We start from the raw sequence: 24,161 nt of genomic DNA on the forward strand, positions 1-24,161 counted from the left end.
AACTTCGTCAAAATTATAGCACAATTCAAGGTAAAAAAACTTTAATGGGAGCGATCGCGTCTGATTCATCCCGACCATATATACCTAAAAACGTTTTATCCTCTTTATACAAACGGAAGGGCTGATTGTCCGTCACAGGTGGTGAAATCATATTCAGCGACAGGCGTTGGCCTTGCAGAGCCGCAGTTACCTTGGCTTCAGCCACTATATGCTCAGGCATATAGTCAATCGCCTGATCTGTTGTAATAAGTCGCTCTCCAAGACTGCCATCCGCAACGAAACGCTCTATTTCTTCGAAAGTCAGACAACGTTCCGCAGGAATTCCCGCAGACATGGTTCGCTCCAGCTTGACCATCGTGGAAGGATATCCTAATTCACGACCAATATCAACACATAGTGTACGGATATAAGTACCTTTGGAGCATAAGGCACGAAAAGAAATATCCACATACACCCCCGTCTCCGCGAATCCCGTCATTTCCAACTCGTAAATGTTCACTTCACGACTTTTGCGCTCCACGGTTTTGCCTTCTCGAGCCAGTTCATATAGACGTTTGCCGTCTACTTTTAGAGCGGAGTACATTGGAGGTACTTGGGAAATCGTACCAAAAAAACGCTTCAGAACCGCTTTGACTTCCACTTCCGTCACCTCTACGGGACGTTCACTCTCTTCCGTGATTTTCCCAGTCAGGTCTTCGGTATCCGTGGCAATTCCTAATCGCAGTGTAGCCCGATATTCCTTGGGCCGCTCCTGCATGTATTCCACCACACGGGTAGCACGTCCCAGACACAAGGGCAAAACACCGGTTACCTGCGGATCAAGCGTTCCAGTGTGTCCGATTCTCTTCATACCTAATAAACGGCGAGCCTTGGCCACCACATCATGAGAGGTAAATCCAGCAGGTTTATAGACAGGTAGAATGCCTTCCCAAGTTGCCTGTTCCTTTTTTATTGGGTTCATAGCTCAGATTTCACCCGCCCTACAACTGTCTCAATGATATCTCCCAGCTTACCCTCTAGCCGGCAGCCAGCTGCACGTACATGTCCACCGCCCCCAAATGATTGAGCCAGCGCAGCTACATCAACATTCCCTGCCGATCTCAAGCTGGCTTTGACCGCTTGATCATTAATAACCTTAAAGAAAATGCCTACTTCAACTCCACGAATATTTCTTGGATAATTCACGATGCCTTCCAAGTCCTCATTTACAGCACCACAATCCGTCATGTCGTCAGGGGTTACTACGACCCAAGCGACTTTCCCATCCTCCGACATCGTGAGCGTTTGCAATGCTTTTGTTAGCACCTTCATTTGTGGAAAGGTCATTTCCTCGAGCAATTTCTCGGATAAAGATGGACCATCTACACCGTAAGCAAGTAGCTGTGACACAGTAGACATCACTTTCGGTGAAGTGTTCGAGTAACGGAAACCTCCTGTATCCGTTAGCAACCCTGTATATAAAGCCGTAGCTATTTCGACATCCCAGGTTACTGCAAACTCTTTCAGTAGGTCAAAAAGAATTTCTGCTGTTGCCGCAGCATCCGGCTTAATCACATTAACTGTACCATAAGCATCATTCGTTGGATGATGATCAATATTCAGGATAATGGCATCTTCCGAAAAAAACTGCTCTGTCAAACCAACACGACGGTAATCCGCACAATCTACACAAATGATCCGGTTGTATTTCCGTTCTGGCGGTTGCTGGCTCATATCCATAATCTCATCGGCATGCCATAAAAAATCCATACGTTTGGGAATAGGCCCCTCATTCAGCATGGTAAATTTCTTCCCCAGACATGAGAGAAGCCAGCCCACCGTTACGGTGGAGCTGACTGCGTCTCCGTCCGGCTGTACATGCGATACGATCAGGTAATCATCATGCTCCAGAATAAATTCCTTCGCTTGTTGAAGCGCCTGTTCATAGGTATGCATTGCCTTCTCCTTTACATTCAGTTCATGGTTCCTTCAGACAAACTAAAAGTTTTATTTTTCATCCTTGTCGATATCACTCAGCAGTTTTTCAATTCGACTGCCGTAAGCAATAGATTCGTCAATTTTGAAAATCAACTCAGGAATATGGCGTAGCCGTATCCGTTTGCCGAGTTCAGAACGAAGATAACCGTTCGCTTTGTCCAATGCTTTCAGGGAAGAATTTTTCTGTTCTTCATCCCCGAGCACGCTCAAGTATATTTTGGCTTGGGACAAATCATTTGTAAGATCGACACCCGTTACGGTGATAAAACCGATGCGGGGGTCTTTTAATTCAGTTTGAATGAGTTGGCTTAGCTCCTTCTTGATCTGCTCGCCAACCCGACCTGTACGTATTTTAGCCATGGATGCTCACCTCTCTGCCGTTAGCGCTCCACTGTTTCCATGACGAACGCTTCAATAATGTCGAGTTCCTTAACATCATTATAGCCATCAAGGGTAATACCGCATTCGTAACCTTGGGCAACTTCTTTTGCGTCGTCCTTAAAGCGTTTCAGTGAGTCGATTTTACCTTCAAAAATGACGATGCCATCACGAATCAGACGTGCTTCTGCTGAACGGGTAATTTTACCGGATGTCACCATACAACCAGCGATCGTACCGACTTTAGTAACTTTGAATACGTTACGTACTTCAGCATGCCCAATCACATTTTCTTTATATTCAGGATCCAGCATGCCCTTCATGGCTTGCTCTATTTCTTCAATGACATTGTAAATGACACGGTGTAGACGAATGTCCACTTTTTCAGCTTCCGCTGTAGATTTCGCCTGGTTATCCGGACGAACATTAAAACCAATGACAATAGCATTGGAAGCTGCGGCCAAAATAATATCGGATTCGGTGATTGCTCCTGCACCACTGTGAAGAATTTTAACGCGCACACCTTCGACTTCAATCTTGTTCAAGGAACCTTTCAACGCCTCGACGGAACCTTGTACGTCACCTTTAATAATGACGTTCAGATCCTTCATTTCGCCATCCTTGATGTGTTGGAACAGGTCATCCAGTGTTACGCGGGTATTACTGCCCAGATCAGATTGGCGTTGCGTGATCGCACGTCTGTCAGCAATAGCACGAGCTTTGCGCTCATCCTCAAACACCATGAATGGATCGCCAGCAAGTGGAACTTCTGTCAAACCAGTAATTTCAACTGGAGTGGAAGGACCCGCTTCCTTAAGACGACGACCTTTATCGTTGACCATGGCACGCACACGTCCGAAGCAGTTACCCGCTACGAAAGCATCGCCGACTTTCAGTGTACCGTTCTGAACGAGGATACGGGCTACAGAACCGCGGCCTTTATCCAGTTCTGCCTCGATGATGGTACCACGTGCCCGTTTGTTCGGGTTCGCTTTGTACTCATTCACTTCAGCTACGAGCAGAATCATTTCGAGCAGGTCTTCCAGACCCATTCTTTGTTTCGCGGAAACGTTGACGAAAATCGTATCGCCGCCCCACTCTTCAGGTACCAATTCATATTCAGTGAGTTCTTGCTTCACTTTATCCGGGTTGGCATCCGGTTTGTCGATCTTGTTCACAGCTACGATAATTGGCAGACCTGCTGCCTTCGCATGGTTAATAGCTTCGACCGTCTGTGGCATAACACCGTCGTCAGCTGCAACCACGATAATCGTCATATCTGTCACTTGAGCACCACGTGCACGCATAGCGGTAAAGGCTTCGTGACCCGGTGTATCCAGGAAAGTGATTTTTTTGCTATTAATTTCAACTTGGTATGCACCAATATGCTGTGTAATACCGCCAGCTTCGCCACCGGTTACATTAGTCGAGCGAATGGCATCCAGCAAAGTTGTTTTACCATGGTCGACGTGACCCATAATCGTTACAACTGGTGGACGTGTTCTCAGATCCGCAGGATCATCATTTTCTTCCACGGTTTCAAAACGATCTTCTTCTACCGGAATTTTCACTTCTACCTCGACGCCAAAGTCTCCGGCAAGCAAGAGGATGGTATCCATATCCAGTTCCTGGTTAATGGTCGCCATCGTTCCGAGCATAATCAGCTTTTTGATGACTTCTGACGCATCCTTATGAAGAAGCTTGGCTGTTTCGCCTACGGTCATCTCACCACGCACAATAATTTTCTTAGGCGTGTTGTCGATTTTCTCGCGACGTTCCTGTTGTTGACCTTTACCACGATTGTTAAATTTCCCGCCACGATTACTGCCACCGCGATTATTGCCTCCGCGACCACCGTTACCACCTCGTCCGCCGCCTTGACGGTTATCGTCAAAACGTCCTTGACCGGAACGGTTACCACCGTTGTTGGAGTTACTGCCTGTACGGTTGCCACCACTACGGTTCGCATTGTTGCTACCTGTGGAGGATGATGTTCTTACAGCCGTACCACCCTGACTACTTCCCTGAGGGCGTGAGTTAGTGCTTTGGTTACCTTGAGGACGCGAACCTGTGTTGCCACTAGGACGCTGTTGTCCTCCCTGTTGTTGACCATTACTGCGGTTTTGTGTACTTTGCTGACCAGTGGGTCTGCTAGTACTTTGTTGACTGCGGTTTTGACCGCCCTGCTGACTGCTTTGCGCTTTAGGAGCGCTGCTTCGGTTACTGTTTTGGTTGTTGTTTGTCCTATTCATACTTACCTGCTTTTCCTGTTGATTTTTGGTTTGCTCAGTTGAATGATTACTATTCTGGCTTGAACCGGCCTGATTCGAGCTTACTTGCGCCGTACCTGCTCCGCCTTGCTTGGCCGCAGCATTGGATTTAATATTCTTAAAAAAACTTTCCACTTTACCTACGGCATCATGTTCCATGACGCTCATATGGTTGTTCACGGGAATATCCAGCCGTTTAAGAATGGTGATAATTTCTTTGCTGCTCATGTTCAACGATTTGGCGTATTCGTATACCCGCACTTTGTCTTTGCTTTCTTGTTTACTCAATATACTCCACCTCCGACATTATCCCCGCATGTTTCTTGATCAATTTCGCGAATCCTTGATCCGTCACAGCCAGCACAACCCGTTCAGGTTTGCCGATACTGCTTCCCAAGCTTTCCCGGTCAAATCCTATCAATAAGGGGATTTTGTACGTCCCGCATTTGTCGCGGAATTTCTTTTGAGTATTCATTGAAGCATCTTTCGCAAGAATGACCAGCTTGGCTTCTGAAGACCTGATCGCTTTAAAAACGATCTCATCACCTGTTAGCAGCTTGCCAGCTCTCATGGCAAGACCCAATCCAGACAGCGCCTTATTCATCCTGCACGCTGCCTTGTGCCGCCAGGAATTCTTCCTCGACGGCAGCAAAATCACGACTTAGCTGCTCATAAATATCAGGATGAACCGAGTGCTTCAATGCTCGATCCAGTGCCTTGCTCTTTTGAGCCAGCTTGAAGCAGGCGGCTTTGCCGCACAAGTAAGCGCCGCGTCCCGACTTTTTGCCAGTCAAGTCAATCAACACTTCGTCTTCAGGGGTTTTGACGACACGGATCAACTGCTTCTTTGGCATCATTTCATGACAGGCCACACATTTGCGCAAAGGTATCTTTCTCTGTTTCATGCATTAACCCCCCTACACTCCGCTTAATCTACAGAAACGGAATCCTGATGCATTTCATCGGTGGATGTTCTCGGTCTGCCGAGTTCTTCCTCCGCCTGTGTTTCACTCTTAATATCAATTTTCCAGCCCGTAAGCTTAGCAGCAAGGCGAGCATTTTGCCCTTTGATACCAATAGCAAGAGAAAGCTGATAATCAGGCACAATAACACGCGCCATTTTCTCTTCTTCAAATACTTGCACTTCGAGCACCTTGGATGGACTCAGCGCATTAGCCACGTATTCATCAACATTATCGGAATAACGTACAATGTCGATTTTTTCGCCACGCAGCTCATTTACAATAGTCTGTACACGTGTTCCTCTAGGACCCACACAAGAGCCAACCGGGTCAACCTCGGCGTTACGGGAATGAACCGCGATTTTAGAACGGAAGCCTGCTTCACGCGCTACGGAACGAATCTCTACAACACCATCAAAAATTTCAGGCACTTCGAGTTCGAACAAACGCTTAAGCAGACCCGGATGTGATCGGGACAGCATAATTTGCGGTCCTTTGGTTGTGTTTTCTACTTTGGTAATATAAGCCTTGATTCGATCCAGATGGCTAAATTTCTCATTAGGCATCAATTCACCTAACGGGAGAACCGCTTCCACCTTACCAAGATCAATATAAATGTTACGCGGGTCTTGGCGCTGTACAGTTCCTGTTACAATATCTTCTTCCTTGTCCACAAACTTGTTGTAGATCAGTCCCCGTTCCGCTTCGCGGATACGCTGGGTCACGACTTGCTTCGCAGTTTGTGCAGCAATCCGTCCAAAATCACGTGGTGTGACTTCGATTTCAGCGATATCCTCCAACTGAAAATGCGGGTTAATCTCACGGGCCGCAGGCAACGAAATCTCGGTGCGAGGATCCAATACCTCCTCAACGATCAACTTGCGGGCATATACCTTAATGACTCCCGAGTTGCGGTTCATATCAACACGCACGTTTTGTGCGGTGTTGAAATTCCGTTTGTAACTGGAAATCAAGGCTGCTTCAATGGCCTCAAACAGCACATCCTTGCTGATCCCCTTTTCTCTTTCCAACTCGTTCATTGCTTCAATAAAATCCATACTCATGGATTACTGCTCCCCCTTTCAAATGATGCACCTGCGTACTGGTCGGCACACGAGGCAAAAAAACATGTAGTACATGTCAAACAGCAACAGTCAAATCTGAATTAAAATATGATCGCGAGCCTTGCACCAGCTACCTTGTCATAAGGTATGGCATGCTTCTTTTGTCCGCTTTGAACGGTGAGTTCCCCGTCTTCAAAAGAAAGCAAACGACCTTCGAATTCCTTCAGGCCGTTGATCGGCTCGTATGTAGTAACGAATACGTTTTTGCCTACCGCTTTAGTAACGTCCTCCGCTTTTTTCAGCGGTCTTTCGGCGCCTGGTGAAGACACTTCCAGAAAATATGCTGTAGAAACAGGGTCATTTTCATCCAACTTTTGACCCAGATATTCACTGATCATACTGCAGTCGTCCAGATCAATTCCTCCGTCTTTGTCCACAAAAACGCGAAGAAACCAATTGCTGCCCTCTTTGACATACTCGACATCGACCAGTTCAAAACCATGCTCATCGAGGAAAGGTTGGGCCATTTCTTCTACTACTGATTTGATCTTTGGTGTGCTCAAAGATTATAACCTCCAAAAGTGAACTTTCCTGTGGTGAAAAAAAGACGCCCTATTACCATGGACAATGCTTCTCCATCACCGGCTTTTTCATTTTCATTTGATGTAATGTTCATTTCGGGCTCACTGCAAATAAACCGGCGTACCGGTTTCGTGCCCGAAAATAACCTTTTCACGTTGTAACTGTATATCAAACAGTAAAGAGTGGGTTTCCCCACTCTTTTAGCAACGGTTTTATCTCCATGATTACCAAAAAAATTATAACATAACCATAGTTATGTGACAAGTGCCAGAGCTTGACTACTGTGGTTCGGATTAAAACAGAGACAGCTGATTACTCTCTGGCAGACCTCGAAAGCAACCCATCTGGGACAGCATTTCGACAATGGTTTTACTAGCTTTCGATTTTTGTTGAAAATCCTCGACAGACAAAAATTCACCATGTTCACGGGAGGCTGCGATGTTACGTGCTGCATTGTCTCCAATTCCCTGAAGAGCTCCGAATGGCGGAATGAGTGAATCTCCATCCACCTTGAAGCGTGTAGCTTCAGAACGGTACAAATCAATGGATTTAAAACTAAACCCGCGAGCTGTCATTTCCAGAGCCATTTCCAGGATCGGAAGCATCCCTTTTTCTTTGGGCGGTGCCTGAAAGCCGAGTTGCTCGATTTCGACAATCTTCCGTGCTATTGCATCATATCCCTGACAGCACAGCTCAATATCAAAATCGGCTGCACGTACTGAAAAGTAAGTCGCATAATATTCAATCGGATGATACAGCTTAAAGTACGCTGTACGCACTGCTGAAATAACGTAGGCCGCAGCATGCGCCTTCGGAAACATGTACTGGATTTTCAGACAGGAATCAATGTACCACTGTGGCACCTTGCATTTTTTCATTTCCTCAATCCATTCAGCACTAAGCCCCTTACCTTTACGTACGCTCTCCGTAATTTTAAAGGCCAGACCTGCGTCCATCCCTGCCTTGTAAATCAAAAATAGCATGATGTCATCACGGCAACCAATTACAGTCTTGATGTTACAGGTATTATTCTTAATCAGTTCCTGTGCGTTCCCCAACCATACGCCCGTGCCGTGAGACAGTCCGGATATTTGCAGTAAATCAGCAAAAGAACTGGGCTGCGACTCTACTAGCATTTGGCGTACAAACTTTGTCCCCATCTCTGGTACACCATAGGTAGCTACAGGTGTGCGGATTTGCTGGGGTGTTACACCGAGCGCCTCCGTGGAGTTGAACATGCTCATCACCTTTGGATCATTCATTGGAATGGTCGTAGGATCGACACCAGTCAAATCCTGAAGCATCCTCATCATGGTCGGATCATCATGACCCAGAATATCAAGTTTGAGTAAATTCGCATCAAAAGCGTGATAATCAAAATGCGTTGTTTTCCATTCCGAGCTTGTATCATCGGCGGGGTACTGTACCGGCGTAATATCCTCGACCTCAATATAATCGGGAACAACGACAATTCCGCCTGGATGTTGCCCGGTACTGCGTTTGACCCCTGTACAGCCCGAAGCCAGCCTGTTCAGCTCAGCCCCACGCCATTTTTTATGATGCGCCTCTTCATATTTCTTTGCAAAGCCAAAGGCTGTTTTCTCGGCAACTGTACCGATGGTTCCAGCACGGAATACACTTTTCTCACCAAACAGTACTTTCGTATAGTTATGTGCGACAGGCTGATATTCGCCAGAGAAGTTCAAGTCAATATCGGGAACTTTATCTCCCTTAAATCCAAGAAACGTTTCAAACGGAATATCCTGTCCCTCACCCTTCAGTTTACCACCGCATTTCGGACAGTTTTTGTCCGGCAAGTCAAATCCGCTCGGCACACTACCGTCCAAAATCCACTCGCTATGTCTGCATTCAGGATTACCGCAAATATAATGTGCAGGCAGTGGATTAACCTCGGAAATACCGAGAAAGGTAGCGACCACAGAAGATCCAACAGAACCCCGTGAACCTACCAGATATCCATCCTTATTAGACTTTTTAACCAAACGCTCGGAAATGAGATAGTTGGCAGAGAAACCGTATTTAATAATCGGCTCTAGTTCTTTTTCAAGACGGGCTACAACCACTTCGGGCAATTCCGCACCATAGATGGATTTAGCTGTCTCGTAGCAAGTGTTGCGGATTTCCTCGTCCGCCCCATCCAGCAAAGGTGTGAACAGCTTGTCAGGGAACAGCTCCAGCTCCTCAAATCGATCCGCCAACTCACTGGTATTCTTCACAACGACTTCATAGGCTTTCTCCTCGCCCAAAAACTCGAATTCTGCCAACATTTCGTCTGTGGTGCGTAAATGCGCATCTGGCTTACGAATATCTTTTAGCGGGCTAAATCCCGTAATGCCGTGTATCGTAATATCACGGTACAACTTATCGCGAGTTTCCAAGTAGTGAACATTGCCTGTGGCAATTACGGGCTTATCAAGTCGCCGTCCAATTTCGCATACTTTGCGTATTGCCGTTTTCAGAGCATCAGGCCCGCTTACCAGTTGTTTTTCTACTAAATGCATATACATCGTCAAAGGTTGAATCTCCAACACATCATAAAACTGTGCAATTTCCTCGGCCTCTTCCTCGGACTTGTTCAACACAGCCTCAAAGAACTCTCCTTTTTCGCAACCAGAAATAATAAGCAATCCATCTCTCATTTCTGACAATTTGGATTTAGGAATACAAGGCACACGCTTGAAATATTCGGTATGAGACATCGAAACCAACTTGTACAGATTTTTTTTACCAATCGGATTGAGGGCATAAATACAGCAGTGAAAAGGACGAACGGTCGATAAATCCTTACCCACATAATCATTCAGACGATCGAGCATTTTTAAACCCTTAATTTGTTCCGCATCATTCAGCAAGCCATTTAGCACTTCAGTCAGTGCGACTGTATCGTCAATGGCTCGGTGATGGCTTTCGAGCGCAACTTTATATTTGGCCGTCAGCGTATTCAGACGGTGGTTTTTCATTGTTGGAAACAGTAAACGAGCCAATTCTAGCGTATCCAGTACCGGATTGGTCATTTCAGGCAACCCCATATTTCGAAGGGTGGCCTGGATAAACCCGACATCAAATCGCGCATTATGGGCAACCAATACAGCATCGCCAGCAAAAGCTACAAACTCCTTCATAACAGGTTCTACATCCGGCGCGTCCTTGACCATTTCATCGTTAATGTTGGTCAGTTGCTGGATATTGTATGGTATACGCTCATGTGGATTGACAAAGGTAGCATAACGATCAACTTCTTTGCCATCATGCATTTTTACAGCCGCAATCTCAATGATTTTATTCTGCGTAACCGATAAACCGGTGGTTTCAATATCAAAAACGACATAAGTCGCTGTTTTCAAATTTAATGGTTGTGCCTGCATTACAACCTCAACGGCATCATTAACCACGTTGGCCTCAATACCGTAGATCATTTTAATTCCGTTTTTCTTTGCTGCTTTTGCTGCATCGGGATAGCATTGCACACCGCCATGATCAGTGACCGCAATCGCCTTGTGCCCCCATTTGGCGGCTGTTTTGACGTATTGGTCAATAGAGGCGACAGCATCCATTGCGCTCATCTTTGTGTGGAGATGGAACTCAACCCGTTTTTCCTCTGCATTATCCTTACGTGTGGGTGGAGCCTGTACTTCAACTAGATCGGAAGGAATCATAACCAGCTCGGGAATTTGCATAAAACGATCATATTCAACTCGCCCTCGCACTTTGACCCATTTCCCGTTAGCCAACAAACTGAGGATCTTCAGATCTTCTTTAGTTTTAGCAAACATTTTCATTTGCAGGGAATCACTAAAGTCGGTCAAATAATACGTAAACAACGTACTGCCATTGCGCAATTCTTTACTATCCAAACCGAAGATTGTTCCTTGTAAGGTGACTTTTTTCTCTTCGTCCTGAATATCTTGCATCGGAACAGCCGGTTCTTTGATGTCATAACCAAATTGAAGCCGTACGTCTCCTTCTTCTTCATCCAAAGGCGGCATTTCGGATTCCATACTTTCCATCATCTGCTGAATAACTTCGCGTTCTTCCTGCATCTTCTTTTCTTGGAATTGCTGTAATGCCTCCTGGTTACTTTCACCCACTTGGACTTTAATGCGCATAGAGAGGCCGAAATATTTATCGTAAAATTTGATGATAGCTTGATCTATCTGTTTTTTACGCGCCAGTTCCAATGACATACTATCGCTCATCGTCAGCAATAATAGACCGTCTTCCCACTCATGCACAGCCCGATTCATCCAACCGTTAACAGATGGGATCTCACGATGCACCCACTCTAGAAAAAGTTTCCAGTATTCACTGATGATATCACCAGGCTGAATCTGCTCACTATACTGAAAACGGAACGTAATTTTTGCGATGTGACTCATTTTTTCCTGTACTTGAATACAGAACGTACGATACACCTGAGCGGGGACCAGTGTCTCCTTGGCAATGGTGATATTCCAATCCTTATTGGTACGGCTAATCTCCACTTGATCAATCCAACCGTCCAAAAAATAAGGTTCAACCACTCCAGCCGGCATCCCAACTTGCTTCATCAGCAGTTCCAGCCGCTTTCTCTTTTCTTCAGCTCCGCCCATGACTCTCCCCCCAATTTTAAATCTACCATTCTGAAAACATGAAAAGCTTCTGCGTCAAAAACATCTCCGACCGCAAAAGCTTTTCGTAGCCCTCTTCAATCCTTCTCACAACGACATAGATCCTTCGGAACATTGTCCCGTAATAGCTACCATGTCAGCAAAAAGAATGAAGTGAGTATAGTGATATTGCCCTACATCTATATTAGTACGCCCGTGCAAACACTACTGTATGCTTGGCCGGTTTGCCACAACACAAACATGTGGACTTTTGCTCGGTTGTTTTAAACGGTATGTTACGGCTTGTAGCACCTGTTACTTCTTTAACTTTGTCTTCACATTCTTCAGCTCCGCACCAGCCTGCCAAAGTAAAGCCGCGTTTTTCTTCCATGAGAGTCTTCATTTCATCCAGCGTATCGACGGAATAGAAGTTTTCTTCCATGAAATTTTTCGCACGATCAAACATCTCCTGCTGTACCTGTGCGAGCATCGCGTGTACTTCCTCAACCAGATTATCCTGCTGCACGATTTTTTTCTCACCGCTGATGCGGGACACGAGCACACAGACACCGTTTTCCATATCACGAGGTCCGATTTCCAGACGAACCGGCACACCGCGCATTTCATATTCATTAAATTTCCAGCCTGGACTTACATCGCTGCGGTCGTCCATTTTAACACGCACTCCCGCTTGTTTCAACTCAGCAAATAGTTCATCTGCACGAGCGATAACGGCATCACGCTTCTTAGGTGGTCCAATTGGAACCATAATAACCTGCGTAGGCGCAACTTTAGGAGGCAATGCCAGACCACGGTCATCTCCATGTACCATAATCAGTGCACCGATCAAACGTGTACTTGTTCCCCATGAAGTCGTATGCGCGAATTCCAAGTTGTTTTCACGACTCAAATATTTAATGTCAAATGCAACGGCAAAATTAGTTCCCATATAGTGGGAGGTCCCAGCTTGTACCGCCCGTCCATCCTTCATCATCGCTTCCAGTGAAAATGTATCCTTCGCACCTGCAAACTTTTCAGAAGGTGTTTTCTGTCCAGTAATAACCGGAATAGCCAGAACTTCCTCAATAACCTCACGGTATACTTCCAGCATTTTCATCGTTTCTTCGCGTGCTTCTTCTTCTGTTTCATGGGCGGTGTGACCTTCTTGCCACAAAAATTCACTTGTGCGCAAGAAAGGCAGCGTGCGTTTTTCCCAACGCACTACATTAGCCCATTGGTTAATAAGCACAGGCAGATCACGATAGGATTGAATCCATTTGGAGTACATATGACCAATCATGGTTTCCGAAGTCGGACGAATTGCAAGACGCTCTTCCAGCTTTTCCCCACCAGCTTCGGTTACCCAAGGCAGTTCAGGATTAAACCCTTCAACATGCTCTTTTTCCTTTTGAAAAAAGCTTTCTGGAATGAACATTGGAAAATAGGCATTACGGTGCCCTGTTTCTCTGAAGCGCACGTCCATGGCTTCCTTGATATGCTCCCAGATTTCAAAACCATCGGGGCGGAATACAATACATCCGCGAACAGGGGAATAATCCATCAGTTCTGCTTTTTTAATAACATCAATATACCATCGGGAAAAATCTTCGCTCTGCGGCGTAATTTCCTCGACAAACTGTTTATCGTTCGACATAGAAATGCATGTCCTCCCATACAGACCGTTTTTATATAAGTCCGTCTCTAATTAACCATTAATTAAGCGTAAAATATCGTTATACGTGACCGCAATCATAAGCAGGAATAGCATAGCAAAACCAACGAAATGGACCATTCCTTCCCTGCTCGGATCAACAGGACGTCCTCTTACCGCCTCTACACCCAGGAAAACAAGTCTGCTTCCATCCAGCGCCGGAATGGGCAATAAATTAAATATCCCCAGATAAAGACTCATTATAGCAGTCCAATACGTCAACTGCTCAATCCCCTGCTTGGCAATTTGCCCCGTCACTTCAAAAGTACGTACTGGGCCTCCCAAGTCATTGATAGAAAATCGTTGAATGAGCTGGCTAAATCCTTGGAAAATAATATCGGTCGTTCTGACCATCGATTGTCCGGCAAATTTGAACGTTTCACCCACACCTGCTTGGCGTTTTGGAAGTTCAGGCACAATGCCCACCTTGCCACCCTTTTGTCCTTCCATTGCACGAGGTGTAATAGTAAGATCAAAGGTCTTATTATCACGGCGAACCGTCCACTTCATCGGCTTGTCTTGAGAATCCGCAATCAGTTTGATCATGTTTTCAACATTCGCACCAATGGCTATTCCATTCACCGATTCGATGATATCTCCCTTATGCAAATCAGCTTCAGCAGCAGGCATACCTGCTGTAATTTCACTAATTTGGACATAAGTCGGGTTGTCCACTTGTATGCCGACCATCTGAATATGCAGACCAAACAAAATAAAGGCAAGAATAAAATTCATCAGTGGTCCAGCAAAAATAGCCATCGCACGCTGTCCTACTGTTTTACTCCCATACTGCCGATCCTTGGGTGCAATCTGAATGGATTGACCTTTGGTTACCATCATCGCTTGCGGGTATACAGTGTATTGCTGATCTTCGCCATCTACATCCAATTTTAAAGTTAACGACTGTTCCAGATCAATATCCAACACTTCGCCACGCACCACATTCTTGCGATTATCCAGTTGATCCAGATAGATGGTTTTCACGACGTCATCCGTTACGCGTACAGCAATCGTTTGTCCGGTCTCAATTTCATTGACCTCCGGATCCTCTCCCGCCATGCGGGCAAAGCCACCGAACGGCAATAAACGCAACGTAAATCGCGTCTCGTTTCTTTTATAAGAAAACAGTTTCGGACCGAAACCGATCGCAAACTCCCGTACCAGAATCCCGGCGCGCTTGGCAAAATAATAATGCCCCCATTCATGCACCGTCACTATGACGAAAAACATGAGCACCGTCATCAACACTATTTGAATCGTTTCCAATCGTTTCCGTTCCCCTTTCAATGAGATCGAGTTTGTCTTCCTAGATTATCATTATTCTCCGATCCCGCACAAGAGAATCACATTTCGTTTCTAACCCAACATTGGCCTACAATTCCGCAGCTATGCTACGAGTCTCTCCGTCACATGCTTCAATCGCAGACAGATCAGGATTAGCCACATTGACATGCCGCTCCAGCACACGTTCAATAATAGCTTCAATATGCAGAAAAGAAATTTCTCCACGCAGGAAACGGGCAACAGCAATCTCATTAGCTGCATTAAATGCGGTCGGTGCTGTACCACCCATTTTACCACATTCGAAGGCAAGCCTTAAACAAGGAAAACGATTATAATCCATTTCCTTAAAATGGAGTCTGCCCACTTCAGCCAGTGACAACGGCTTCGCCGGGGACTTCATACGCTCAGGATAAGTCAATGCATATTGAATGGGTACTCTCATGTCCGGATTCCCAAGTTGAGCAACAATGCTTGTATCCTGAAACTCAACATAGGAATGAATAATGCTTTCCGGATGAAGCAACACATGAATCTGCTCATAATCAAGTCCAAATAGCCAATGCGCCTCAATGACTTCCAGCCCCTTGTTTACCATCGTTGCTGAATCAATTGTAATTTTAGCCCCCATTGACCAATTGGGATGCTTGAGTGCATCTTCCACTGTAACTTCACGCAACTGTTCTCTTGTCAAATCTCGAAAAGAACCCCCTGATGCTGTGAGAGTAATATGTGCCACATCTTTCATACGCTCACCATTCAAGCATTGGAAAATAGCTGAATGCTCACTGTCAATCGGCAGCAACGGCACTCCTTTCGCCCGAGCCCGCGCTGTGACCAGATGACCAGCAGTAACCAGTGTTTCCTTATTGGCCAAACCGATCTGTTTTCCAGCCTCAATTGCGGCCAGCGTGGAGTGCAATCCGACACTGCCCATTACAGCCGTCACAACCATATCCGCCTCTGTGTTCGCAGCAAGCTCAACGAGTCCTTCATTTCCCCAATGCAGTTCCATTCCAGAAGGCAGTAAAGGACGAATTTCATCCGCCAACTGCCGAGTACCCACAGACACTTTTTTGGGTTTATAAAGATGCGCCTGCTCAGCAAGTAACTTTATATTAGAACCACCTGCTAAAGCCTCAACAGTAAACTGATCCGGGTGCATGGACACTACATCCAGCGTTTGAGTTCCAATAGATCCGGTTGAACCAAGTACCGTAATTCTTTTCATGATGCACCTTCCTATCCTGAAAATCACTTTTATCCAGGAGCTCATTGATTGTTATTCAGGCAGTTATGCTACTGGTTCCAACCTTCTAGTAGCGCAGAGTGAGCAGCATAGAGATTAGCCTGAGCATAAACTGTAATCAACAGACTCATGGAAGCAGCATCAGCATATGTACAAATGGAAAAACGACAATCCAGCTGTCGCAGCGGTCTAGTATACCACCGTGCCCTGGCAGCAGATTACCAGAATCTTTAATGCCGTACACTCGTTTGTATGCAGATTGTACCAAATCGCCCAGTTGTCCCACAACTGCACAAGACAAACCGATGCCGATGGCTTTGCCCCATGGCAGCAGTCCACCCGATAATCCAGCGAATACAAGAGCTATAACCAACGCTAAAACAATGCCGCCAATGGATCCTTCGACCGTTTTGTTCGGACTGATCGCAGGCCATAATTTCGTCTTTCCTGCCATTTTGCCTACAAAATATGCCCCTGCATCACTTGCCCAAATACAAGCCAATAATAAAAATGTCCATAACAGTCCATGTTCCATATGACGTGATTCCGCAATATACGAAAATCCAAACCCTATATAAACGGTACCAAGAAATAATATAGCTACCGTTTGAATCGGGATTTTATTTTTGGTTCCTACCGTGATAATCATAAAAGCTATCATTACCAGCCAAAGCATACTGGCAAAGGGTAAGGGTGAGTGCAAACCAAAAGGTTCATACGGGAATACAAAAGCTAATATGCTTACGTATCCAAGTATTGCTGTACCTCCAAAAGGAGATACCTGCGTCATTCGTGCGAACTCATAAAATCCGATTAGGGCCATCGCCAATATAAGCAAATGGTAGGCCAAGCCGCCCCACAGGACCATCGCCAAAAAGAATATGCCTGCCAGAATACCGGTAATTAATCTCTGTCTCAACGGCTTTCATCCTCCATTTACTTCAGTCCGCCATACCGCCGTGTTCTTTGCTGATATTCGATCACTGCTTCGTATAAGTGTTCTTTCTTAAACTCAGGCCAATAAATATCAGTAAACCACAACTCACTGTAGGCAAGCTGCCAGAGCATAAAATTACTAAGTCTAAGCTCACCGCTTGTTCGAATCAGTAAATCAGGGTCTGGCATACCACTAGAAAGCAACGTATTACCGATCAGCTCAGATGTTATATCTTCTGTTTTAAGCTTCCCATCCGCAATTTGACGGCCCAATGTTTGCATGCATTCTGTGATTTCCAACCGACTTCCATAATTTAATGCAAAATTAAGAACAAGTCCGGTATTATTTTCAGTTCGTCGAGTCGCTTCAGTCAGCGCCTCAACGGTATGGGAAGGTAAATGTTCCTTATTGCCCATCATACGCACTTGCACATTTTTTTCAATCAGCTCATCCAGCTCAATAGCCAGAAATTCCTGCGGTAAGCGCATTAGAAAATCAACTTCGTCCTTTGGACGCGTCCAATTTTCAGTTGAAAATGCAAACAAAGTCAAATACTTAATACCCAGTTCATCCGCTGCAATTGCTGTGCGTTTCACTGCCTTCATTCCATTTTGGTGCCCTACAATCCGCGGCATTCCAATCCGTTTGGCCCATCTGCCGTTCCCATCCATGATGACAGCAACATGCTGCGGAATATTGTCTTTTGAAATGGCCGGTGTTTGCTGTTTTTGTTCCCCGTTCCACCAAGACCGAACCCGTTTGATCATTCCAGTTCCTCCAGCATTCTCTGAAAATGTGCCTCAGGCTTGAAAAGAGACAAACCCCACCGTAAGGGAGGGGCTGCCAATCTTTTAAACTTCCATAATTTCTTTTTCTTTTGCAGCTAAAACTTTATCCACTTCAGCGATAAACTTATCAGTTGTTTTCTGGATATCTTCCTGATGTTTACGAGATTCGTCCTCGGAAATATCACTTTTCTCCAATTTTTTGATGTCATCATTGGCATCACGACGAATGTTACGAATAGCGATCTTCGCTTCTTCACCGTTCTTCTTCGTCAACTTCACCAAGTCAGTTCTGCGTTCCTCCGTCAAAGCAGGAATGCTCAGACGAATGGTGTTACCATCATTCGAAGGTGTCAAACCTAAATCGGATTTTTGTATAGCGCGCTCGATATCGGCCAAGGAAGATTTGTCCCAAGGCTGAATCATCAAGGTCCGGCTGTCAGGTGTATTGATATTCGCCAGCTGGTTGACTGGAGTCATTGCACCATAATACTCTACCTGTACACGGTCCAGTAAAGCTGGTGTCGCCCGTCCTGCACGCAAAGATGCAAGATCACGTTGCAATGCTTGGATTGCTTTTTGCATGCGTTCCTCAGCACTCTTTTTCACAGATTGTGGCATTAATTTACACTCCCTTTGACGATCGTACCAATTTTCTCACCCAGCACGACACGTTTAATGTTACCTTGCTCTGTAATAGCAAAGACAATCAACGGAATATTGTTATCCATGCACAACGAGGAAGCGGTAGAATCCATGACACCGAGATTTTTGTTGAGCACATCCAAATACGTAAGCTGCTCATATTTCTCGGCTGTGCTATCTTTAAACGGATCAGCAGAATATACGCCATCCACTTTATTTTTAGCCATCAGAATTACTTCCGCTTCAATTTCAGCAGCACGTAGTGCAGCAGTAGTATCAGTCGAGAAGAACGGATTACCTGTACCTGCTGCAAAAATAACAACCCGACCTTTTTCCAAATGACGGATAGCTCTACGGCGGATATAAGGTTCAGCAATCTGTTGCATCGCAATGGATGTTTGTACGCGAGTAGGTACTTCAATCTGCTCCAAAGCATCCTGTAAGGCCAGTGAGTTCATCACTGTTGCCAGCATACCCATGTAATCTGCCGTGGCCCGGTCAATTCCGTTGGCACTTCCAGCAATACCACGCCAGATGTTACCGCCACCACACACGATAGCAACTTCTACTCCCAGTTCCACCACGTCTTTGACTTGTTCGGCAATGGACGCAATTGTATCCGCATCAATACCGTAACCGTTAGGACCTGACAGCGATTCACCACTAACTTTCAGGACAACACGCTTAAACACAGGTTTTTCCAAATGATCACCCTCCAATATCATTTATACTTTATGTAACAGGATAGGTGTCCTGTTGCAAGAAAAGGAACACTGATGTGTTCCATTTCCGTTTTTTCCATATGCAATTACCGTTCGTTGGTAATTATTGTTTCACTTGAGACATAACTTCTTCGTAGAAGTTATCTTCTTTTTTCTCCAGACCTTCACCCAGTTCAAAACGAACAAAGCGACGCAGAGAGATGTTTTCGCCAATTGTACTGATTTTTTCGTTGATAAGCGTGGAGATTGTTTTGTCTGGATCTTTGATGAAAGATTGCTCCAACAAGCAGAACTCCTCATAGAACTTACCAATGCGGCCTTCAACCATTTTTTCAACGATTTTCTCTGGTTTACCTTCGTTCAGAGCTTGTGCTTTCAGGATTTCTTTTTCTTTTTCGATTTCTTCCTGTGGCACTTCTTCACGACGAACATAACGAGGGTTCGATGCAGCGATATGCATTGCAATGTCGCGTACAAAATCTCTGAACTGGTCTGTTTTAGCTACGAAGTCTGTTTCGCAGTTTACTTCTACCAGTACGCCGATACGGCCGCCAGCATGAATGTAGGATTCAACAACACCTTCAGTAGCAATACGACCTGCTTTGTTGGCTGCAGCTGCAAGTCCTTTTTCGCGCAGAACTTCAACCGCTTTTGTCAAATCACCGTTTGCTTCTTCAAGCGCTTTTTTACAATCCAGCATTCCTGCGCCTGTTTTTTCACGAAGCTCTTTTACTGCGCTAGCATTAACTGCCATATTATTTCCCTCCAAATTTGATTTTCAGTGGTATACCGTGCTTTATTCCTTAAAAAAAGGGTAGTGAGAGGTTATACACCTGCCAACCACCCTTTTCATTTAATTCATATAGTTATTTCCTAATGGAAATGTTATGCTGTAGTTTCTTCGCCTTGGTTTGCTTCCATAACTGCATCAGCCATTTTACCTGTCAGCAATTTAACAGCGCGGATTGCGTCGTCATTACCTGGGATAACATAGTCGATTTCGTCTGGGTCGCAGTTTGTATCAACGATACCTACGATTGGGATACCCAATTTGCGAGCTTCAGCAACCGCGATACGTTCTTTGCGTGGATCAATGATGAACAGAGCACTCGGAAGGCCCTTCATGTTTTTGATACCGCCCAAGAATTTTTCAAGACGATCTTTTTCTTTGCGAAGAATGATAACTTCTTTTTTAGGAAGAACTGCAAATGTACCGTCTTCTTCCCAAGCTTCCAGTTGTTTCAAACGGTCAATACGTTTTTGAATCGTTTGGAAGTTAGTCAGCGTACCACCCAACCAACGTTGGTTAATGTAGAATTGACCAGCGCGTGCTGCTTCTTCTTTAACGGAATCTTGTGCTTGTTTCTTCGTGCCTACGAACAGAATTGTACCATTCTCAGCTGCAATGCTTTTTACGAAGTTGTAAGCTTCCTCAACCTTTTTCACTGTCTTTTGCAAGTCAATGATGTAAATACCGTTTCTTTCAGTGAAGATATAACGATCCATTTTCGGGTTCCAGCGACGTGTTTGGTGACCAAAGTGAACCCCAGCTTCCAAAAGCTGTTTCATGGAGATTACTGCCATCTTCACGCACCTCCTAAGTTTGGTTTTTTGTGTGTCCTCCGCCGACATCATTTTTCATAAAGACTTTCCATTGGAAAGCACCCTCTATAAAATTAACCGACGTGCGTTTTTAACACCGTCAATTAATATACCATAACACTTGCATCGTTGCAACCAACTTTTCGACAATAGTTGGAACAACGCAAAATGTGACGTTTTACGCCTCTTATCGAACTTGTCAGCATGAAATAAAAGCCGTCCACTTCCCGGTCTGGTCAGTTGGACGGCTTTTTCGTAATTTTAGTAATAATAGAACTGAAATCCTCACCTTTAGCAAACTGATAGGTACCCGTACGAATTTTGGTATTGATTTTTTCGGCCTTAGCTGCTGCCTCAAATGCACTAGCATCCGACACAACCCCTGCCCGTTGCAATCCTAATGCCACACTTCTCAAATTGCTTCCCGATGCAATGCTATACTGCACTTGTGGGGTGGCAGGCTGCTTGGGGATGTTGGGAGTCGTTGTAGTGCCAGACCTTTGAGTTTGCGGCTTATTCGGACTTTGTGGAACCGATGCGCTGGTCGAAGGTTTAGAAGCCGCCGAGGATGTGCTATTTGCAGGTACCTTTGGTGTTGACGGCGTTTGAGCTGGTTTAGCCTTTTGGGGTGCAACCGGAGTTTTGTTGCCTTCCTTGATCACCTTATTACGCCATTCCTCTTCTGTCATTTTCGGATCAGAACTGTCACTGATCTGAAGATTTAATTCGGCAGCTGCCTTTTCTAATTGCTCTCGCGTCATGTTTTTTGGGTCTGTTGAAGATTGCTGCGATTGTCCCTGACCGATCATTGCCAGTTGCAACAGCAATGCCCCCGTTATAAGGCCCGCACCCATGCCTAGCATAAATGAACGGTTTTTGATCACATTACATCCTCCCGCTCCGCGAGTTGCAATATAAGCTGTACTTCCCCCCGCTGGATGCCTGATTGCTTGGCTATATAATCCAACGACTTGCCTTGCTCATGCAGCGCAAACAACTCTTGATAACGATCACGGATGGACTCTACTTCCTGCTCAGTTTCAGGGTCTTGCAATACTGTCTGCTCCTCCATAGTTACGAGAGGAGCTTCTGAATCAGAATAGCCTTTCTGTACAGACACTCCAGGTTGCGGACTTTGAAATTGACCGTAAGCAACCGCTGCCTGATGAGAAGTTACTGTATGTTGTATTTCCTTAGATACAGGCTCGGTTTGCATAGAAACAGTAGCAAACATAGCCTGGCGCTCAAGCTCCACGATACGGTTCCGAAGCTCAGCTACTTGTTCCTGTAATGCCGCCTGTTTAACTGTATGCTCCTGCTTCATACCAGATACGAGCTCAATCAGCTCGTCATTGTCGTTTTCAATATCGGCCATATACTGCTCCAATGTGGCCTCGACCTTTTGAACGACGGCCTCTTCTGTTCCCCGGCCTGGCTGACGCTTAGGCAGAAGCCAGGCGTAGACAACAGCTGCAGCGCCCAGCAGAACAATATAAATCCATGGTTGATCCACTGCCCATCGTCTCCTTTAATAACGCTTCTCCACCTGTCGGATCAGAGCGAAAAATCAATATGGTGTCCCTTGTACGGATGCTCTGCCGGATGCTCCTTAGGCACCTCAGTCTCATCTGATTGGGAACGGCTCTGCTGGGAAGAATCTCTGCTCTGTCCTCCCGTTTGCCGCTCACCGACGAATGTTTCTGCAGACTGATCTATGGCACTGCTTCGCTGACGCATGTTCTCTGTCTCCAGCGCGGCCTTTTGTCCAAGCAATGCTTGGTCATTCATTGGCCGCTGCTGGGACTCACTTTGGTATTTTCCTGCTTCACTGGTGCGAGGTACGGCAATTTGCAATTCAACAGCCTTCAAGCTCATTGGACCACACCCTTTCCGATTGGGCATCCGTATCTGTCTTTCAAGGAATACAATGTTAAATGATTAACAGTGTGCTGAATTACACGTAGGAGGACATGCTGATGTCTCCCTCATGATAATAAAACGCCATTCTTTCCACTGAATCTTTAATAAATTTTGTATATCTGCCGATAACTATTTTAGAGCCACCGTAAATCACATTTTTAACTTCTACCCGTGCCCGGCTCGTATCCTCTAATGTTCGTTCAATTTCAAGCATTCTGGACTTGGTTTCCAAAAGCTCCTGTTCATTAGATTTTTTAGTAGACGTCAGCTTGATTCGCATAGCCATTCTTTCAGGTGCAAGCTGTCCGGCAGCGGCAAGCTGATCCAATATGGTAAGAGCCTTATTCGTTTTATCCTGACTGTCTGTCTGCTGCTTCAAACGTGCGCGGAGTTCTGTCAGTTCATCGCGCAGTTCGGGAAGCACACCCACTTCGATAACAGTAGCTGTGGACATCGTATTACCGATGGTACGAGCCACTACCTTTTTACCAGCTTGTACACTGCCACCTACGATAAGCCCTTTGGTCCCCTCGCAGAGTACATTTACACTCGCTTTAATCTGGGAATGCAAGATGCTCTGGGATACAAGTATATCGCCTCCCGCAATCACGTTACCATCTTGTATGAATGAGCATTTGACATTTTGTGCAGCTTTCACGAACCCCTTATGGTATCCGATAATACCGCCACTGATATCCACTGAACCTTCCGCCTCAATTTCAGCGCCTTCCACACCACCGATGACACGAATGTCGCCAGCCGCCCGAACGCGAAACCCTGTCAAGACATTCCCACGAATGACGACGGTTCCAACAAAATCAATGTTACCGACACTATAATCGACGTCCCCGTTCACTTCATATACGGGGAACACATTAAGCTTGCCCTTTTCAGTCGTAGTCACCAGTCCGTCAATAGCCGCATACATGGCAACACCTTCCGGATGGATCACTACATTTTTTCCAACTTTAAAACGCGCCTCTCTACCTGGAAGAAAAGGAATTTCCTCTCCGGTTACAGCAATCCCCGGTACACCCGGCAGAGGATCAACTCGTTCGGCAATCAATTGTCCACGTTTTACATTTCTTAAACGAGTTAGTTCTTTATAATCCACCCGTCCATCTACGGTTTCAAGTGGCTTATGCGCATCTTCCCCAGTCACAATATCAGCCAGATTAATTTTTCCGTCTGTGCCATGGATCGGCTGCTTTCCCTGAGCAATCAGTAATTTTCCGAAGAAATGATCTTCCGGATTTGCCGCAAATACGCGAATCGCATCGGTCATTAAACCGTAGGATATTTTTTGGTTGCTTAGAAAACGCTCTAATTCTTCCACAGAACAGGCAAAACCTTCTTCACGTTTGGCAAACTCCAAGTAGGCTGTTTGTTTGTCAGGTGAGACAACCACTTTTAAATACTGGTCCAAAGCATATTGCTTCTCCACAAGGGTGCTCCTTCCGTCTAACTGT

22 protein-coding genes are annotated in these 24,161 nt (G+C 45.5%); all 22 read right to left on the reverse strand.

Annotation, left to right across the window (positions count from 1 at the left end):
- Positions 1-25: 25 nt before the first annotated feature.
- A complete protein-coding gene (gene truB, locus MHB46_RS04335) occupies positions 26-961 on the reverse strand; it encodes a tRNA pseudouridine(55) synthase TruB (protein WP_341161702.1) in 936 nt (311 codons plus the stop codon).
- A complete protein-coding gene (locus MHB46_RS04340) occupies positions 958-1,935 on the reverse strand; it encodes a DHH family phosphoesterase (protein WP_061829438.1) in 978 nt (325 codons plus the stop codon). Before MHB46_RS04340 ends, truB begins: the two co-directional genes overlap by 4 nt.
- A 51-nt stretch (positions 1,936-1,986) precedes the next feature.
- Positions 1,987-2,337, reverse strand: a complete 351-nt coding sequence (rbfA, locus tag MHB46_RS04345) for a 30S ribosome-binding factor RbfA (protein WP_010346342.1) — start codon at positions 2,335-2,337, stop codon at positions 1,987-1,989.
- Between the two features lie 20 nt (positions 2,338-2,357).
- Positions 2,358-4,913: a translation initiation factor IF-2 gene (infB, locus tag MHB46_RS04350; protein ID WP_061829439.1), complete on the reverse strand. Its 2,556-nt coding sequence runs from the start codon at positions 4,911-4,913 to the stop codon at positions 2,358-2,360.
- Positions 4,906-5,229: a L7Ae/L30e/S12e/Gadd45 family ribosomal protein gene (locus tag MHB46_RS04355; RefSeq protein ID WP_025720915.1), complete on the reverse strand. Its 324-nt coding sequence runs from the start codon at positions 5,227-5,229 to the stop codon at positions 4,906-4,908. The genes infB and MHB46_RS04355 overlap by 8 nt, the downstream gene beginning before the upstream one ends.
- A complete protein-coding gene (rnpM, locus tag MHB46_RS04360) occupies positions 5,222-5,530 on the reverse strand; it encodes an RNase P modulator RnpM (protein WP_007430067.1) in 309 nt (102 codons plus the stop codon). Before rnpM ends, MHB46_RS04355 begins: the two co-directional genes overlap by 8 nt.
- A gap of 23 nt (positions 5,531-5,553) precedes the next feature.
- Positions 5,554-6,651, reverse strand: coding sequence for a transcription termination factor NusA (gene nusA / locus MHB46_RS04365; protein ID WP_013309927.1), 1,098 nt, complete (start codon positions 6,649-6,651; stop codon positions 5,554-5,556).
- A 101-nt stretch (positions 6,652-6,752) separates the two neighbouring features.
- Positions 6,753-7,214 carry a ribosome maturation factor RimP gene (gene rimP, locus MHB46_RS04370; RefSeq protein ID WP_061829440.1) on the reverse strand — a complete coding sequence of 154 codons (462 nt, stop codon included), beginning with the start codon at positions 7,212-7,214 and terminating at the stop codon, positions 6,753-6,755.
- A gap of 312 nt (positions 7,215-7,526) precedes the next feature.
- Positions 7,527-11,843, reverse strand: a complete 4,317-nt coding sequence (locus MHB46_RS04375; RefSeq protein WP_341161703.1) for a PolC-type DNA polymerase III — start codon at positions 11,841-11,843, stop codon at positions 7,527-7,529.
- A gap of 202 nt (positions 11,844-12,045) precedes the next feature.
- Positions 12,046-13,494: a proline--tRNA ligase gene (gene proS / locus MHB46_RS04380; protein WP_069291738.1), complete on the reverse strand. Its 1,449-nt coding sequence runs from the start codon at positions 13,492-13,494 to the stop codon at positions 12,046-12,048.
- A 51-nt stretch (positions 13,495-13,545) separates the two neighbouring features.
- Positions 13,546-14,817, reverse strand: a complete 1,272-nt coding sequence (rseP, locus tag MHB46_RS04385) for an RIP metalloprotease RseP (RefSeq protein WP_341161704.1) — start codon at positions 14,815-14,817, stop codon at positions 13,546-13,548.
- A gap of 106 nt (positions 14,818-14,923) precedes the next feature.
- Entirely contained in the window at positions 14,924-16,063 is a 1,140-nt protein-coding gene (locus MHB46_RS04390; RefSeq protein ID WP_165175634.1) for a 1-deoxy-D-xylulose-5-phosphate reductoisomerase, read from the reverse strand.
- Between the two features lie 145 nt (positions 16,064-16,208).
- Positions 16,209-17,000 carry a phosphatidate cytidylyltransferase gene (locus tag MHB46_RS04395; RefSeq protein WP_029517015.1) on the reverse strand — a complete coding sequence of 264 codons (792 nt, stop codon included), beginning with the start codon at positions 16,998-17,000 and terminating at the stop codon, positions 16,209-16,211.
- A gap of 17 nt (positions 17,001-17,017) precedes the next feature.
- A complete protein-coding gene (locus MHB46_RS04400) occupies positions 17,018-17,785 on the reverse strand; it encodes an isoprenyl transferase (protein ID WP_023988210.1) in 768 nt (255 codons plus the stop codon).
- Between the two features lie 84 nt (positions 17,786-17,869).
- The gene (gene frr / locus MHB46_RS04405; RefSeq protein ID WP_029517013.1) at positions 17,870-18,424 is read right to left on the reverse strand and encodes a ribosome recycling factor; all 555 of its coding nucleotides are present in this window, start codon (positions 18,422-18,424) and stop codon (positions 17,870-17,872) included.
- Positions 18,424-19,152, reverse strand: coding sequence for a UMP kinase (pyrH, locus tag MHB46_RS04410; RefSeq protein WP_013309918.1), 729 nt, complete (start codon positions 19,150-19,152; stop codon positions 18,424-18,426). The genes frr and pyrH overlap by 1 nt, the downstream gene beginning before the upstream one ends.
- A 121-nt stretch (positions 19,153-19,273) precedes the next feature.
- The gene (gene tsf, locus MHB46_RS04415; RefSeq protein WP_013309917.1) at positions 19,274-19,924 is read right to left on the reverse strand and encodes a translation elongation factor Ts; all 651 of its coding nucleotides are present in this window, start codon (positions 19,922-19,924) and stop codon (positions 19,274-19,276) included.
- A 131-nt stretch (positions 19,925-20,055) separates the two neighbouring features.
- The gene (gene rpsB, locus MHB46_RS04420; RefSeq protein ID WP_013309916.1) at positions 20,056-20,754 is read right to left on the reverse strand and encodes a 30S ribosomal protein S2; all 699 of its coding nucleotides are present in this window, start codon (positions 20,752-20,754) and stop codon (positions 20,056-20,058) included.
- A gap of 254 nt (positions 20,755-21,008) precedes the next feature.
- Positions 21,009-21,656: an endolytic transglycosylase MltG gene (locus tag MHB46_RS04425; protein ID WP_341161705.1), complete on the reverse strand. Its 648-nt coding sequence runs from the start codon at positions 21,654-21,656 to the stop codon at positions 21,009-21,011.
- Positions 21,653-22,285 (reverse strand): hypothetical protein, encoded by a 633-nt coding sequence (locus tag MHB46_RS04430; protein WP_165175640.1) that lies wholly within the window; start codon positions 22,283-22,285, stop codon positions 21,653-21,655. The genes MHB46_RS04425 and MHB46_RS04430 overlap by 4 nt, the downstream gene beginning before the upstream one ends.
- A 41-nt stretch (positions 22,286-22,326) precedes the next feature.
- The gene (locus MHB46_RS04435; RefSeq protein ID WP_165175642.1) at positions 22,327-22,647 is read right to left on the reverse strand and encodes a hypothetical protein; all 321 of its coding nucleotides are present in this window, start codon (positions 22,645-22,647) and stop codon (positions 22,327-22,329) included.
- Between the two features lie 79 nt (positions 22,648-22,726).
- Positions 22,727-24,136, reverse strand: coding sequence for a DUF342 domain-containing protein (locus MHB46_RS04440; protein ID WP_341161706.1), 1,410 nt, complete (start codon positions 24,134-24,136; stop codon positions 22,727-22,729).
- Between the last annotated feature and the right edge of the window lie 25 nt (positions 24,137-24,161).

Origin of the sequence: Paenibacillus sp. FSL H7-0703 (assembly GCF_038003485.1) — a bacterium.
Classification (GTDB): domain Bacteria; phylum Bacillota; class Bacilli; order Paenibacillales; family Paenibacillaceae; genus Paenibacillus; species Paenibacillus polymyxa_B.